15 protein-coding genes are annotated in these 15,847 nt (G+C 34.7%); 4 read left to right on the plus strand and 11 right to left on the minus strand.

Features of this window, described 5'->3' with window-relative positions; genetic code table 11:
• Positions 1–35: 35 nt before the first annotated feature.
• The 6 genes from KFZ70_RS04450 to KFZ70_RS04475 form a co-directional block, all read right to left on the minus strand.
• Positions 36–2,381, minus strand: coding sequence for a penicillin-binding protein 1A (locus KFZ70_RS04450; RefSeq protein ID WP_139694689.1), 2,346 nt, complete (start codon positions 2,379–2,381; stop codon positions 36–38).
• A gap of 8 nt (positions 2,382–2,389) precedes the next feature.
• Positions 2,390–2,890 carry a gliding motility lipoprotein GldH gene (locus KFZ70_RS04455; protein WP_139694688.1) on the minus strand — a complete coding sequence of 167 codons (501 nt, stop codon included), beginning with the start codon at positions 2,888–2,890 and terminating at the stop codon, positions 2,390–2,392.
• Complete coding sequence (locus KFZ70_RS04460) at positions 2,877–4,157, minus strand: regulatory iron-sulfur-containing complex subunit RicT (RefSeq protein WP_139694687.1); 1,281 nt, start codon at positions 4,155–4,157, stop codon at positions 2,877–2,879. Before KFZ70_RS04460 ends, KFZ70_RS04455 begins: the two co-directional genes overlap by 14 nt.
• Positions 4,158–4,307: 150 nt before the next feature.
• The gene (locus KFZ70_RS04465; RefSeq protein WP_139694686.1) at positions 4,308–4,538 is read right to left on the minus strand and encodes a ferredoxin; all 231 of its coding nucleotides are present in this window, start codon (positions 4,536–4,538) and stop codon (positions 4,308–4,310) included.
• The gene (locus tag KFZ70_RS04470; RefSeq protein WP_139694685.1) at positions 4,538–5,782 is read right to left on the minus strand and encodes a peptidase U32 family protein; all 1,245 of its coding nucleotides are present in this window, start codon (positions 5,780–5,782) and stop codon (positions 4,538–4,540) included. The genes KFZ70_RS04465 and KFZ70_RS04470 overlap by 1 nt, the downstream gene beginning before the upstream one ends.
• 10 nt (positions 5,783–5,792) lie before the next feature.
• The gene (locus KFZ70_RS04475; protein ID WP_139694684.1) at positions 5,793–6,866 is read right to left on the minus strand and encodes a rhodanese-related sulfurtransferase; all 1,074 of its coding nucleotides are present in this window, start codon (positions 6,864–6,866) and stop codon (positions 5,793–5,795) included.
• A gap of 317 nt (positions 6,867–7,183) precedes the next feature.
• Here KFZ70_RS04475 and recA point away from each other — a divergent pair, with 317 nt between their 5' ends.
• From recA to KFZ70_RS04495, 4 genes are all read left to right on the plus strand, one after another.
• Positions 7,184–8,185, plus strand: a complete 1,002-nt coding sequence (gene recA / locus KFZ70_RS04480; RefSeq protein ID WP_139694683.1) for a recombinase RecA — start codon at positions 7,184–7,186, stop codon at positions 8,183–8,185.
• Between the two features lie 110 nt (positions 8,186–8,295).
• Complete coding sequence (locus tag KFZ70_RS04485; protein WP_139694682.1) at positions 8,296–8,724, plus strand: hypothetical protein; 429 nt, start codon at positions 8,296–8,298, stop codon at positions 8,722–8,724.
• A 33-nt stretch (positions 8,725–8,757) separates the two neighbouring features.
• Positions 8,758–9,300 (plus strand): RNA polymerase sigma factor, encoded by a 543-nt coding sequence (locus KFZ70_RS04490; protein ID WP_139694681.1) that lies wholly within the window; start codon positions 8,758–8,760, stop codon positions 9,298–9,300.
• Positions 9,301–10,773, plus strand: a complete 1,473-nt coding sequence (locus tag KFZ70_RS04495) for a hypothetical protein (protein ID WP_139694680.1) — start codon at positions 9,301–9,303, stop codon at positions 10,771–10,773.
• A gap of 79 nt (positions 10,774–10,852) precedes the next feature.
• Here the strand turns inward: KFZ70_RS04495 and KFZ70_RS04500 are convergent, their stop codons facing one another.
• The 5 genes from KFZ70_RS04500 to KFZ70_RS04520 form a co-directional block, all read right to left on the minus strand.
• Positions 10,853–11,593 carry a 1-acyl-sn-glycerol-3-phosphate acyltransferase gene (locus KFZ70_RS04500; RefSeq protein WP_139694679.1) on the minus strand — a complete coding sequence of 247 codons (741 nt, stop codon included), beginning with the start codon at positions 11,591–11,593 and terminating at the stop codon, positions 10,853–10,855.
• A 509-nt stretch (positions 11,594–12,102) separates the two neighbouring features.
• Complete coding sequence (nadD, locus tag KFZ70_RS04505; protein ID WP_139694678.1) at positions 12,103–12,681, minus strand: nicotinate (nicotinamide) nucleotide adenylyltransferase; 579 nt, start codon at positions 12,679–12,681, stop codon at positions 12,103–12,105.
• 6 nt (positions 12,682–12,687) lie between these two features.
• Entirely contained in the window at positions 12,688–13,260 is a 573-nt protein-coding gene (gene gmk / locus KFZ70_RS04510; protein ID WP_139694735.1) for a guanylate kinase, read from the minus strand.
• Positions 13,261–13,290: 30 nt separating this feature from the next.
• The gene (locus tag KFZ70_RS04515) at positions 13,291–14,148 is read right to left on the minus strand and encodes a YicC/YloC family endoribonuclease (protein ID WP_139694677.1); all 858 of its coding nucleotides are present in this window, start codon (positions 14,146–14,148) and stop codon (positions 13,291–13,293) included.
• An 83-nt stretch (positions 14,149–14,231) separates the two neighbouring features.
• A complete protein-coding gene (locus KFZ70_RS04520; protein WP_139694676.1) occupies positions 14,232–15,845 on the minus strand; it encodes a hypothetical protein in 1,614 nt (537 codons plus the stop codon).
• Positions 15,846–15,847 lie beyond the last annotated feature (2 nt).

The following is a 15,847-nucleotide window of genomic DNA, read 5'->3' on the forward strand; positions in this document are numbered from 1 at the left end:
GGAATGGTTTTTTTATGTTATAATGTAAAACGCTATTAAAATTCAAGTTCTTCTGGTAGCTTTTCTTCTGTTTGAACTTGCGAAGCATCTTCTTCAACCACAGAACAATCTACATTTATAGTAAGCTCCTCTGGTGCTTCAAAATCGGCTTTTGAAATATTCAATGCTTCATCGGCATAACAACTTTTCATATAAATACCCCAAATGGGTAAGGCCATAGACGCTCCTTGCCCATATGTTATGGTTTTAAAGTGGGCGGCTCTATCTTCAGCACCAACCCAAACGCCAGTTACCAAATTAGGAACCATACCCATAAACCAACCATCACTTTGATTCTGCGTGGTTCCTGTTTTTCCAGCAATAGGATTAGTAAATTCATACGGATACCCGGTAACAACTTCTCTATAATCTGCCCGGTATTTATCGCGTCCGCTTCCTCTTAATCGTGCTCCTGAACCTGATTGGGTAACCCCTTCCATAAGTTTTACGGTGACATAAGCAGCCTCCTCACTCAATACATCTTTACTTTCTGGTTTAAACTGATACAAAATAGTACCGTTCTTATCTTCAATACTGGTTACCATAACCGGTTTGGTATACACCCCTTTATTTGCAAAAGTTGAGTAAGCTCCTACCATTTCATAAACACTAATCTCTGGAACACCTAGAGCAATTGCAGGAACAGGTAATACTTCTGATGTTACCCCTATCTTCTTTACTAAGTCGGCAACCGTTTGCGGTCCCACTTTATCAATGAGTCGCGCTGTGATTGTATTCACCGAATTGGCCAGGGCATTTTTTAAAGTTCGGGTGCCTCCATAATCATCTTCACCGCCAGAGTTTTTGGGGCACCATTCCTCAGGATTACCATACTTATTAGCTTCTATACAATAAGGTGTGTCAGGAAATTCATCACAGGGCGAATAGTGCAACTGATCAATCGCCGAGGCATAAACAAAAGGCTTAAATGTTGATCCTACTTGACGTTTCCCTTGTTTTACCATATCATATTGAAAATGCCTGTAATTCATACCTCCTACCCAGGCTTTCACGTGACCTGTTTGTGGATTCATAGACATCATGCCCGTTCTTAAGAAAGATTTATAATAACGCATAGAATCCATAGGCTTCATGATGGTGTCAACTTCTGATGGCTTTCCATCTTCCCATACAAAAACCGTCATTGGTATTGGTTTTTGGAAAGATTCCTCAATTTCTTTATTTGACTTTTTTAAATCGTATTTCATATGACGCCAACGTTCAGACTGACGCATGCCGCGACGCATCAAAGCATCAATTTCACTCTGATCCAACTCTAAAAATGGTGCTGTAGGATTGCGTTTTGGTGTGTTTTGATTAAAAAATTCTGCCTGAAGCCTTGGCATATGTTGTTGTACAGCATCTTCTGCATGCTTTTGCATACGCGAATCAATAGTGGTATAAATCTTTAAACCATCATTATATAGATTCCATTTAGAACCATCTGGTTTAGGATTATCCTTTATCCAGTCTTTCATAAAACCATCTAAATACCCTCTGAAATAGGTCGCAATTCCCTCGCGATGTGACTCTGGTGAGTAATCTAAATCTAATTCTGTTTGCTGCAATGAATCTTTCAATTTTTCATCAATATAATCGTATTTATACATTTGAGCTAGCACAACATTTCTTCTGTTTTTTACACCTACAGGATTTCTTCTAGGATTGTATAAGGACGAGTTTTTAAACATCCCTACCAACATAGCAGATTCTTTTAATTCTAATTCTTTTGGTTCTTTATTAAAGTAAATTCTTGAAGCACTTCTAATACCATCAGCATTATTACCAAAGTCATAAATATTAAAATACTGCGCCATGATTTCTTCCTTAGTATATTGACGCTCTAAACGAATGGCAATAACCCACTCTTTTAATTTTTGAAGAACACGCTCTATGATATTTTTTGAGCCTTCACCATGAAATAACTGTTTTGCCAACTGCTGGGAAATAGTACTAGCCCCCCCGCCACGACCAAGTTTTACAGCTGCTCTTAATGTTCCCCTAGCATCAACACCCGAGTGTTCATAAAAACGAGCATCTTCTGTAGCCACTAAAGCATTTACTAAATGTTGAGGCAGTTCATCATAACTAACAGGCGTTCTATTATCATTAAAATAAAACTTACCCAGAGTTTGCCCGTCAGAAGAAATAATCTCTGTGGCTAAATTAGTTTTAGGATTCTCTAACACCGTGTGATCTGGCATCTCTCCAAAAATACCCCAAGAAGCCATAAGAAATAACAGTAAAAGAGTGACCAACCCTCCTGCAAAGCATATCCAAAACCATCGGATATATTTTAAAAAGTCTTGTTCTGATTTTGTTTCCTTTTTTGCCTTTGCCATGTAATTTTTTAATTATTGCTAGTGATATGTTCTACTCTAAAGCCAACATCAGTAACGCCTTCTAGTTCTTTAACGCCATTAACTTTACCATGTTCTCTCATAGCATGCTGAATATTTACGGTATATTCACCAGATTCCGCAAAAACTACGCCTTCTTTATACCAAAGTTTATTTTCTTTTACATCAGTATAACCCGTACCTAAAAGTTTGCCACTAGGCTCTGCCATTCTGTATTCTAAGGTATCTTTAATGGTTTTACCATGCGGAAAAACCATTTCAACAATCAAGAATAGATTATTGTATTTGTAAGCATTGGTGTTTCTTAAGTTCACAAATAAATTATAAGCATTTGTAGAATCTGGCGGGGTTAATTTAAAACTAACAACTGAATCTTTATGCCATTTGTTTGGAACTGCCTTATAAGCATCAAAAACACGATTAGAGTCGCAAGACACGACCAAAGAAGAAACAGCTAATAACAAGAATAGTAACGTCTTATTTTGAAGCATCTTTATTGTTTTGAGGTTTAGGTTTTCTTCTTTTGTTTTTAGCTCTTTTATTCTGATTAGGTTTAGGCTTGTTATCATCAGGTTTGGTAACGGCGGCTTTACTTTGTGAGTTTTTGTTTTGGTTACCCCCCTGATTATTATCGCGCCTTCTATTATTTCTACGTTTTTTATTACGTTTTGGACTATCAAAGCGTGTTAAACTATCTTGTCCAACCACATTTTCAAATGTTGCCTTATCATCTTCTATAAGATCTGAAGCGTATTCCTCAAGGCTGGTAATTTTTTTGTTGCTTTTATTTAATTCGATAATTTCGTTAGCCTGCTCTGTAGTAATTTTGTGCCAATTCATCCATTCGCCTTCATAAGCATACCACATATGTCCTTTAAAAATATCTGTTTTTTGACATACAGCAATTCCTTTTTCGGTGTGTAACTTAGTATCAGACTTTGGAAAACTCTTTAAAGCATCAAGATAGGTATCCAACTCATAGTTTAAACAGCATTTTAACTTGCCGCATTGTCCGGCTAATTTTTGAGGATTTAGAGATAATTGCTGATAACGTGCGGCAGATGTACTTACAGAACGAAAATCTGTTAACCATGTAGAACAACAAAGCTCTCTACCACAAGACCCAATACCTCCAAGTCTTGCTGCCTCTTGGCGGAAGCCAACTTGACGCATTTCAATACGCGTTCTAAATTCACGTGCAAACACCTTAATTAATTCTCTAAAATCTACACGCTCTTCGGCCGTATAATAAAACGTAGCCTTACTGGCATCACCCTGAAACTCAATATCTGATATCTTCATTTGAAGCTTCAAATCTATAGCAAACTGGCGCGCCTTCACTTTCATAGGCTCTTCTTTATCACGAGCGGCTTGCCAAATATCAATATCCTTTTGGCTGGCTTTCCTATAAATTTTTAAAGCTTCCTTAAAATTGTCTGATATCTTTTTGCGTTTCATTTGAATACGCACCAACTCCCCTGTAAGAGTAACCATGCCAATATCATGCCCCGCCTTTGCTTGTGTGGCCACAATATCACCAATACTAAGCGTGAGATTTTCTGCGTTATAATAATACTCTTTGCGTCCGTTTTTATAACGTACTTCAACCCAATTATAAGGTGCTTCACCATTGGGAAGAGACATATTAGCTAACCAGTCAAAAACAGTTAGTTTATTACAACTATCTGTTCCACAAGTACCATTATTTTTGCAGCCTTTTGGAGTGCCATCTTTAGTTGAGCAACTTGCACAAGCCATATTTTATATATTGAATCCGCTAATAATTTAGATTATGCGAATGAAGGTTCTTAAAACTATTTAATTTGTAAATATATGATTATTCTCAGGACTTAAAAAGTTAAGTTTTGAATTATGATTTTGTTTCAAAACATCCCTTTTATTAAATGTTTAAACTTGTTTCACCGAAATAATCTTTACAGGACATGCTTTTGCAGCATTATCACAAGCATCAAAAATCAATTCATCATTTGATCTTAACGTGAAAAAACCTTTCTTGTTATTGGCGTGCAGCAACACGGTTTTTCCATCTTTTTTTGACATTTGAAACTGATTGGGAGCCAATTCTACGCAATAATTGCAACCAATACATTTATTACGTTGTAAAGTTACAACCACCATTAAGCTTCTACTTTATTTTCAACAATCTTGTACAGTTTGTCTGATTGACGAATTCTAAAAGGTAATTTCATAGTTACCATATCGCCCTTAATACCTTGATCATTTTTTTCATCATTCACAAAAAGCTCTGTTACTTCCATCTCTTGAGCGCCTGTGGTAGGCCCTGTCACCAAAATGGTATCTCCTATATTAATATTATAAGCTTCTATTTTAAACTCACCCACTTGAGCTTTTGGAAAAAAGTGTGTGCCTTTGCCTATATAAACTTTCTTTTGTGTGGCATGAGACCCTGAACCTTTACTCCATTCGCCAAGCTTTTGCCCCAAATAATAACCGCTCCAAAATCCACGATTATAAACAGTTTCTAAGGTTTTCATCCACGAAATAACGTCATCTTTACTGTAAGTTCCGTTTTCTATATTATCAATAGCTTCTCTATAACATCTTATAACTTTTGCTACATATTCTGGTGCTCGACCTCGACCTTCAATTTTTAATACTTTGATTCCAGCATCAACAACCTCATCCAAAAAATCAATAGTACACAAATCTTTTGGAGACATAATGTACTCGTTATCAAGTTCCATCTCAAACCCAGTTTCTTGATCAATAACCGTATACTTTTTTCTGCAATTTTGTTTACAAGCCCCTCTATTAGCCGATGAATTTTGAGAATGTAAACTCATATAACATTTTCCAGAAACCGCCATACATAGGGCGCCATGACCAAAAATTTCTATTTCTACTAATTTTCCTGAAGGTCCTTTAATTTGTTCTTTTTCTATTTGCTCCGTTATCTTTTTTACCTGACGCAGGCTTAATTCACGACTAAGCACCATAGTATCGGCAAACATGGCATAAAACTTAACGGTTTCAATATTGGTTATATTGATTTGTGTAGAAATATGCACCTCCATACCAGCTTCACGCGCAGCCATAATCACAGCCTGATCCATAGCTATTACAGCCGTGATATCAGCTTCCTTAGCTTTGTTAATCAAAGTTTTTATAATGGACAAATCGTGATCGTATATAATAGTATTTAAGGTTAAATACGTTCTTACATTTTTAGCTTTGCAGCGTTTTGAAATATCCTCCAAATCATCTAAGGTGAAGTTGATGGATGCTCTGGCACGCATATTTAATTGTTCTACACCAAAGTATATGGAGTCGGCACCATTATCTAAAGCGGCTTGCAGCGATTCAAAATTTCCTGCTGGAGCCATTAATTCTATTTTTTGCATAGCTGTAACGTTACGATCTATCAACCTTTAAGGTTTCAAAAATATTTCTTAAATCTTTCTTGTAAGGCAAATGATTGGCGCGTCCTTTTTTGAAAATATCATTACTATTTCCCTGGCCTTTTCTTAAGGCCTTTTGTTCTTCATAAGGCAGCGCATGAATTTCTTTACAGGTAGTTGAACAACAATTATTCATTTCTTCCTTGCAGGCATCACATTGAATAAACAATAAATGACAGGCATCATTAGCACAATTGGTATGTACATCAAACGGTGCACCACATTGATGACATTGTGCAATAACATCATCTGTGATTTTTTCAGCGCGACGCTCATCAAATACAAAGTTTTTCCCAATAAACTTGTTTTCCAACGTTTTTTCGTTCACTTGTCTGGTGTATTCAATAATACCACCATCCAACTGAAATACATTTTTAAAGCCCTTGTGTTTAAAATAGGCACTGGCCTTTTCACAACGAATACCACCTGTACAGTACATCACAAGGTTTTTGTCTTCTTTGTGTGTTTTTAAATCTGCTTCAATAATATCTAAAGATTCTCTAAACGTATCAACATCTGGAGTAATCGCATTTTTAAAATGCCCTATTTCACTTTCATAATGATTACGCATATCAACCAAAACGGTTTTTTCATCTTCAATTAATGTGTTGAAAGTCTCAGCGTTTACATGAACACCTTTATTGGTCACATCAAACGTGTCATCATTCAAACCATCAGCCACAATTTTGTGTCGCACCTTAACTTTTAGTTTTAGGAACGACATATTATCTTGCTCTACGGCAATATTTAGTCGAATACCTTTTAAAAAATCGATGGTATCTAGGTGTGCTTTAAAGGCATTAAACCGATCAGCGGGAAGTGACAATTGCCCATTAATCCCCTCATGAGCAACATATATTCTGCCTAAAACATCTAATGTGTTCCAAACAACAAAAAGGTGGTCTCTAAATTCCTGAGGGTTTTCAATTTTGGCATATTGATAGAAAGATAGTGTTAACCGATCCTTTCCTGCTTTCTCGATTAACGCTGCTCTTTCTTTTGCACTTAATGTATTGTACAGTTGCATGCTATACTAAATTTTTAAGTTAAAAGATTTTATAAGGCTGCAAAAATACAATTTTAAAGACGCCTTACAATTTATTCCATAAAAAAAGCACTCAAACCAACGCTTAAGTGCTTTAATATGAGTTAGTCAACCTAGTTTTAAAATTAAAACGCCGTTATCATTTGGATGCACTACATCAAAATAGGTTGCGTATTTTTTTCTAATTTATTTAAAAAATTTAGCATCATGAGACATTTCGTTATGTTGAAAACTATTATTGTGTCATGATAAAAGATGTAGTATTTTAGCGAGCATAATCTCAATAAAACATTTGATAAATGAGCAGTGAAAAAGACGCTAAATTAAAGGCACTTAAACTTACTTTAGACAAACTAGATAAGGCCTACGGAAAAGGAACAGTAATGAAAATGAGTGATGCCGCAATACAAGATGTAGATGCCATTCCTTCTGGTTCATTGGGGTTAGATATTGCTTTAGGCGTTGGTGGGTATCCGCGTGGTAGAATTATTGAAATTTATGGTCCAGAATCGTCAGGTAAAACAACACTGACTTTACATGCTATTGCTGAAGCTCAAAAAACAGGGGGTATCGCTGCTTTTATTGATGCTGAGCATGCCTTTGATAGATTTTATGCCGAAAAACTAGGTATTGACATCGATAATTTAATTATATCTCAGCCAGATAATGGTGAACAAGCCCTAGAAATTGCCGATAACCTTATCCGTTCTGGAGCTATTGATATAGTGGTTATTGACTCTGTTGCTGCATTAACTCCTAAAAGTGAAATTGAAGGTGAAATGGGCGACTCTAAAATGGGACTACATGCACGGTTGATGTCGCAAGCATTACGAAAACTTACGGCGTCAATTAGCAAAACCAACTGTACTGTAATTTTTATCAATCAATTAAGAGAAAAAATTGGGGTTATGTTTGGAAACCCAGAGACTACCACTGGTGGTAACGCTTTGAAATTCTATGCTTCGGTAAGACTAGACATAAGACGTTCCACACAAATAAAAGAATCTGATGGTAACGTATCAGGAAACAAAACCAGAGTAAAAGTGGTAAAAAACAAAGTAGCACCACCATTTAAAACAGCTGAATTTGATATTATGTATGGTGAAGGCGTTTCAAAAGTTGGCGAAATTCTAGATTTAGCTGTAGAATATGAAATCGTTAAAAAAAGTGGCTCTTGGTTTAGTTATGACGAAACTAAATTAGGCCAAGGACGAGATGCTGTAAAAGCCTTAATAAAAGATAATCCAGAACTCATGGATGAACTGGAAGAAAAAGTCAGGCTGGCTGTTTCACAAGAATAAACCATAAAAATCTCGCAAAAGCGAGATTTTTTTTTACCTCTACGCAACCTTTCCTTTTCATAAACATCTACAACATATAAACATGTATTAAAACCCTGAATTTATTAATTATGAAAAGATTAGTTTTTATTTGCCTAACACTTGTATTATTTTTGTCGTGTAGCACAGACAATAACGATCATCCAAATTTTAGGCTTGAAGTTTTACCCGTTGAATCTGTTGTTGAAATTCCTGATGAGTTTGAATTGGGAGAAACTTACCCCATAACCATCTCTTACTTTAAACCATCAACGTGCCACAGTTTTTCTGAATTTTATTATGCAAAAGACAATAATGAACGAACTGTAGCGCCGATAGACATTGTTTTTGATAAAGATAATTGTGAAGCACTAGAAGATGAACTGGTAGAACAAACGTTTAATTTTACCGTTACTAGTAACGGGTCATACATCTTTAAGTTTTGGCAAGGTGAAGATGAAGAAGGCGAAGATCAATTTATTATAATTGAAGTACCAGTAGTTACTAGTCCTAGCGCCTAGTAAAAAAGATTTATTAATTAATACATGTTCCACTTGAGTTTAAAGCAACTCATAGAAAATTGTAAAATTAATGATACAAAAGCACAAGGTGAACTTTATAAGCTATATGCTAACAAACTATTCGCTTTGTGCTTAAAGTATTCAAGAAATCGTGTTGAAGCTGAAGATAATTTGCAAGACGCATTTCTGGTCATTTTAAAAAAAATTGAACAATATACATTTAAAGGTTCTTTTGAGGGCTGGATAAAACGTATCACGATTAACACTGTATTACAACGGTATAGAAGTGAAAAAGTTTTTGACCTTATTAGTGAGAACCAAATAGAAGATGATGAAGTAGAGATTGATGATGAATCCTTATCACTTGATTACCTTCTAAAAATTATACAAGAATTACCTGATAGATACCGATTGGTGTTTAACCTATATGTTCTAGATGGTTATTCGCATAAAGACATAGCAGATATGCTTAACATTACTATTGGCACCTCAAAATCAAATTTAGCCAGAGCTAGACAGATTTTGAAACAGCATATCAACCAGGAAAACAATAGCGAACAATCGCAATCATTATAAATGAGCGAAAAAAAACATATAGACAGAATATTTCAGGAACGTTTCAAAGACTTTGAAGCCACACCTAATGATGCTGTTTGGAACAATATTGAGGCCCAATTAAACGAAAAGAAGAAAAAACGTCGTATTATTCCTATTTGGTGGCGTTATGCTGGTATTGCAGCCTTACTTGCTCTTTTATTTACCGTTGGAACTTTAATATTTAATGATACAGATACTGAACAGGAATTTCAAATTGTTGATACTGAAAACAACCCATCAACCTCTACACATATAAATGCGATTAGTGATGAGTTGTCTAAGCCAACTAGTACAGATTCTGTTGAAACACCAGTTACGCACCCTACTTCGGTAGCTTCAAACAACTCTAGTGTTTCCAGTACCAAATCAAATTCAAGTATTATACGACAGAATATTCAAAAAAATACGCTTCAGAATGCAAAAAACCCATCAGATTCTGAAGATGTAGGACATAAAACCTCTATAAAAACAAGTGTTCAGTTAAAAAATCAAACTGCTTTTACTAAAAACCAGGTAAATCAAGCACCTTCTAAAGCATCTGCTATTTTAATCAATAAAGATGAAGTAAAAGCATTTATTCAAGAGGCATCAAAAAATAATAGTGTGGCATCATCTGAATCTGAAACATTGAATAATTCTATAAATAAAAAAGACGAAAGAGAAAAAAATCATACGAACACCTTAACCATTGAAGAAGCTATTGAAAACAATAAAGTCTTAACTGAAAAAGAAAAACAACCAAATAACAGGTGGAGTGTTGCCCCAAACGCTGCGCCTGTTTACTTTAGCACGTTAGGTGATGGCTCCTCTATTGATGAGCAGTTTAATAGAAACCCTAAATCAGGTGATATTAATATGAGCTATGGTATTTCAACAAGTTATGCCATTAATGACAAAATTAAAATTCGATCTGGTATTAACAAAGTTAACCTAGGCTATAATACTAATAATGTTATTGTATATCAGTCTAGCCGATCCTCTAGCAGTGCGCTTCAAAATGTAAATACGGTTGATAAAAATAACGAAAGTGTGTCTTTTGCAAGCAAAGAAACTTTAAACATTGTTTCACCCGAAACCTTTTCCACCTCAAATACTACTATTAACCAAAACCTAGGCTACATTGAAATTCCATTAGAAATTCAGTATGCTATATCAAATAGTAGACTAGGTATTAATGTTATTGGTGGTTTCAGTTCATTCTTTTTGAGTGATAATGAAATTCATCGTGAAAACCAAAATGGGCAGCGTGATTATTTAGGGGAAGCTAATAATATTAACAGCACAAGTTATAGTGCCAATTTAGGTTTCGGACTTAACTATAAATTCACCAAAAAGGTTGATTTAAACTTAGAACCCATGTTTAAATATCAGTTTAACACCTTTAAAAATACGTCGGGTAATTTTACGCCATTTTTCATTGGTATTTATACCGGCTTTGCTATAAAGTTTTAGATTTTCGGTTAAATCTGAGTTTTGATTGTTGTTTATATAACAATCAAAACAAAAAAACTGCTCATCCCCAGAGCAGTTTTTATTTTTTATGAAAGGCTCTAAGCTGTTTTAAAATAATATCACGTGCTTGTTCACGTAAACGGGTTGTGGCATCAATTTTTAATCCCGAAGTAGGAATAAACCGATGCATTTTTACACGCATTTTGCCTGGACCTCCACTATAAAACGTAAAAGAAAATCGCTTTTTACTATCGGCAAAAGTTAAGGGAACAATGGGTATTTGATGATTAATAGCCAACCTAAACGCACCATCCTTAAATTCATCTAATTCAATATGCTCATCAGGTACGCCGCCTTCAGGAAAAATACATATACTCAATCCCGACTGTAATCGGCGTTGCGCTCTTAAAAAAACCGCTTGCCTACTCCTGGCAGAACTTCTATCTACCAAAATACAGGTACGTTTATAAAAAAAGCCAAACAAGGGGATTTTTGCCAACTCGGCCTTACCAACAAAAACAAAAGGATTTTTTACACTAGCCAACATTAGCATAATATCAGCCATAGAGGTATGATTGGCAATAAACATATAGCTCTTCCCTTGTTCTGGTATTTGTTCCCTTTGAATACGATAAGTAAACCCCATGCCTATTAAAATAAACTTAGCCCAAAATCGAGCTAACTTAAAAAAGAAAGGATACCAAGATTCTCTTGAAATGGAAATAAGAAGTATAGGAAAAAGGGCTAAAATTGGCACAGCCACCAAAACATAAAACCAAATACGGTATAAAATCCAGAATATATACTTTACTATGCTCATCGGGGTCAAAAATACTATTATAACGTGAGTTTCTATGTTAAAAACCAAGTAAAAAGCCGTTATTTTGTTGTTTAATGGCATTGAAATCCTAGGAGGAGTTGCTACCTTTATTTAGACATAAAATCTAAGACTGTTTTTTAAAAAACATACATCTTAGAGACATGAAAAAAGCTACTACAGTGCTGAATTAAAGAAGCAAGTAGTTCGGTTAAGTTACCAGCGAGAGAATAAAAAGAATTAGCAAACGAGTTGGGTTTATAGGCCCAAAGGATTTATAAATGACGAAAGGTCGTCAATACAATAACATGCCCTAAACTAGAAAAACCAATACCTGATAACACATTAGAGGTTAAAAGACTGCGCAAAGCTCTTAGAGAAAAGGGACAAGAATTTTATCAATTTAAAAATGTAGTATAGGTCTTATAAAAATGTCCAACTTTTTATTACAAGTCCATAGAGTATACGCTAAATAATCAAAAACATACTTTTCCACACTCACTAGAGATGATTTATCGATAAAAATTCATTTCATCAATATATTCCCAAACAGATTTAGGTAACATAGGCTGTACATTCTTGCCACTCTTTATAGCCTTTCTTATAAATGTGGAAGACAATTGCATCACTGGAGCATCAATGGTATGAATTTTTTCATGACCATCAAACTGTGTTTCTATCGATATATCTGTTATTCTTGGGTACACGTAAACATGATGGTTTTCAAGAATCACCTCATAATTTTTCCATTTATGAAAACTTTTCAAATTATCTTCACCCATGATCAATGAAAATTCATGGTTTGGATACTTTTCATGGAGATGTATTAAGGTATTTACTGTGTAGTTGGGTTGTGATAAATGAAACTCAATATCACTTGGTTTGAACTTTACATAATCTTTAGTAGCCCGATACACCATTTCTAGCCGCTGGTAATTATCAAGCAAGGTACTTTTCTTTTTAAACGGATTATGAGGTGTTACTACAAACCAAATCTGATCTAAATCACTATATTCTACAATATGGTTAGCAATAACTAAATGTCCAATATGAATGGGGTTAAACGACCCAAAATACAGCCCAATTTTCATCTGGTATTAGGAATTTATAAATTCACTAACCTGCTTATGCGCCTCTTCAAGTGCATGCTCTAGTGTATCATTTATAATAATAGTATCAAACAAGGGTGCTGTAGCTAATTCTGCCGAAGCTTTTGCTACGCGCATATTGATTTTATCCTCACTCTCTGTTTTGCGCTTTTTTAACCTAATTTTCAATTCATCAACACTGGGTGGTTTCACAAAAACAGCCAAGGTTTCTTTAGGAAATTTACGCTTAATTCTTAACCCACCAGACACATCAATATCAAAAATAACGTTTTTTCCTTTAGCCCAAATACGCTCTACTTCTGTTTTTAAAGTCCCATAAAAATTATCACGGTATACTTCTTCCCATTCTAAAAACGCATTGGCCTTAATTTTATTTTTAAACTCTGATGCCGATAAGTAATAGTAATCTTTGCCGTGTTCTTCAGTTCCTCTTTTTGCCCTTGATGTTGCCGAAATGGAAAACTCAAGATTTAAATCTTTAATACCTAACAAGTGTCTTACTATGGTTGTTTTTCCAGATCCTGATGGTGCTGAAAATACAATAAGTTTTCCCTTCTTTATGTTGTCTTGTTCCACTAAGTTTCTTTTTAATTAAAGTACGTTTAACAACTGCTCCTTGATTTTCTCTAGTTCATCTTTCATCTGAACAACCAACTGTTGCATAGGAGCATAATTGCTCTTTGAGCCAATGGTATTAATTTCTCTTCCCATTTCTTGACTTATAAAACCCAATTTTTTTCCATTTGAATCTTCAGAATTTATAGACTCCATAAAGTAATTCAAATGATTTTTTAAACGTACTTTTTCTTCTGTAATGTCAAATTTTTCAATGTAATAAACCAATTCTTGCTCAAATCGGTTTTCATCATACTTTTCTTTAAGCTCTTCAACCCCTCTTAATAAACGCTCTCTTACTCCTTCAATGCGTTCAGGATCCATAGCAATAACTTGCTCTAGAATATTACCAATGATAGCCACTCGTGTTTTTAAATCTTCTTCCAATACGGTTCCCTCATTCAATCTATGAGAAATTAAGTCATCTACTGCATTGTTAATTTCTTCACCTACGGCTTTCCATTCATCTTCATTAATCTCTTCTCGAACCGTACTTACCGCATCAGGAAATCTAACAGCCATTTTAAGTAATTCTACATCATCACCATTAATAATGGCTCTCAACTGTTCCATATATTGCTTTACAACGGGCGTATTAATCTGTGTTGACGTATCTTCTGCAGTAGCCTCAACATAAATGGAAAAATCTACTTTTCCCCTTACCAACTTATCGGCGAGAATTTTACGTATTGATAGTTCTTTTTCTCTATAAATAGAAGGCATTCTTGCATTTAAATCTAAATTTTTACTATTTAAAGATTTGAGTTCAATAGTTATCTTTTTAGTGGGCAATTGTAGAACAGATTTTCCATAACCTGTCATTGAATATATCATAAGATGCGTGTATTAAATGATGCAAAGGTAACTAAAACCATAAGGATAGAAAACAGATATGCTTCAGGAAAAGGGTATGGCTGTTAAAAACGATATCCAAGCACTGCTGTTAATGAAGTTCTATCTCCAAAACCAGACTGTACAGCTAAATCCCAATGATGGGTTAAGGGGACATAAACACCTAGAATTAAATTGTAGCGCACTGGCTCAAAATCTACTTCATAATCTAATCTATTATCTCCAGGCAACCCTATATAGCCATCTGTTACCGTATTGTAATACTGCCCTTGGGCTCCAATCATTAAATTGGTTCCAAAAGAGGTCATATAGCCAACCATTGGCATGAAAACATGTGCTACTTTTGTGGTATTAACTTCTAATATAGATGAAAAAACCACTTGATAATTTAATGATATATTTATCTTTTCTGTGCCCCCAGCCAACGTGACACCTGCTCCATAAGTGACCGAGCTAAGATCTGACTTTATGGGTAAATAATCTGGAATTTGATCAGCTGGAATACCAACAATATAACCTAACCTAACAAGAGTTTCTTTTAATTCATCACTTAAAAACAAAGAACCGTCAATGGTATTTACACCGTGACCCACTAGCCCCATAATATTTAAAAAAGGAAGTAACCACACATCACCTTTAACCATAGTAATATGAGTGGTTTGGTCTACTGTTGATTTTTGAAGATTAAACAACTCTTTTATTGAAACAAGATCTGGGCTATTAAACCCTATACTTAAATCTGTAAATTGTAAGGTTTGTGATTGATTATGATTAAAAACACTAATACCAATAGGGCGAGGTAAATGGTATCCAAGCTTTCTGGCACTTTTCCCCATTAAGGGCAGTGCTCCACCAAGACTACCTATTAAAGTTTCTGTATTTGAATTATGAGCTAATAAATCTGATTGAGTAGTCTCTAATGTCAGTTTTTTTCCGTCTAGATTTCGATATTCTACCAAATGTGCGTTAAAAGTAACTAGGTATTCTTTTCTCTTTTTTATCTCATTATATTGTTGCTCATATTTTGAAACCACATAACCTCCTGTGGGGTCTTTTTCATAATACACCTCCTGCTTAAACTTATTAGGTAATACTTTTCCCTTCCTTATCTTTATTTTGTTCGTATTCTTTAGTTCAACTTTAACCAGAGTTTTATTGAAAATGTAGATCAATCCCTCTAAATATTTCCCGTAAGCGAGTTCTGGCTCCAACTTTTTAGGATCATATTTATAAGCTAATATTACAGTATCTGCATTCACCTCTCTAATTTTAAGTGAAGCCTCATCATATAAGTTAGATTTTGACTTCCTACTAAATGAATGCATGGTTTCCATAAATTTAAGCAACTCCTTACTCTGAACATACCCAAGAGAGTCTGGATCATATAATAGCTGAATATCAATACCTTCCTTAAAGCTTGGATCATAAATAAGTTGAAATTTTGCTTGCTCTGTTTTAAAGTTATGCGTTCTTGTTACTGTAATGTTTTGCTTAAAATACCCTTCTTGAAGCGTACTACTCAAAGCCGCATCTAGTGCTTTTGGAGAAATGCCGTATTTTATTAAATAATTACTGTTTGTTGGTGATTCTGTGTTTTGAGCGTAAAAATGTATTGCAAATAATAATACAAAAAATAATATTCCTGTTCTTTTCACACCTTGATTTATGTTAATCTTCATAG

Source organism: Allotamlana fucoidanivorans, assembly GCF_045788535.1.
In the GTDB taxonomy this organism is placed as follows: domain Bacteria; phylum Bacteroidota; class Bacteroidia; order Flavobacteriales; family Flavobacteriaceae; genus Allotamlana; species Allotamlana fucoidanivorans.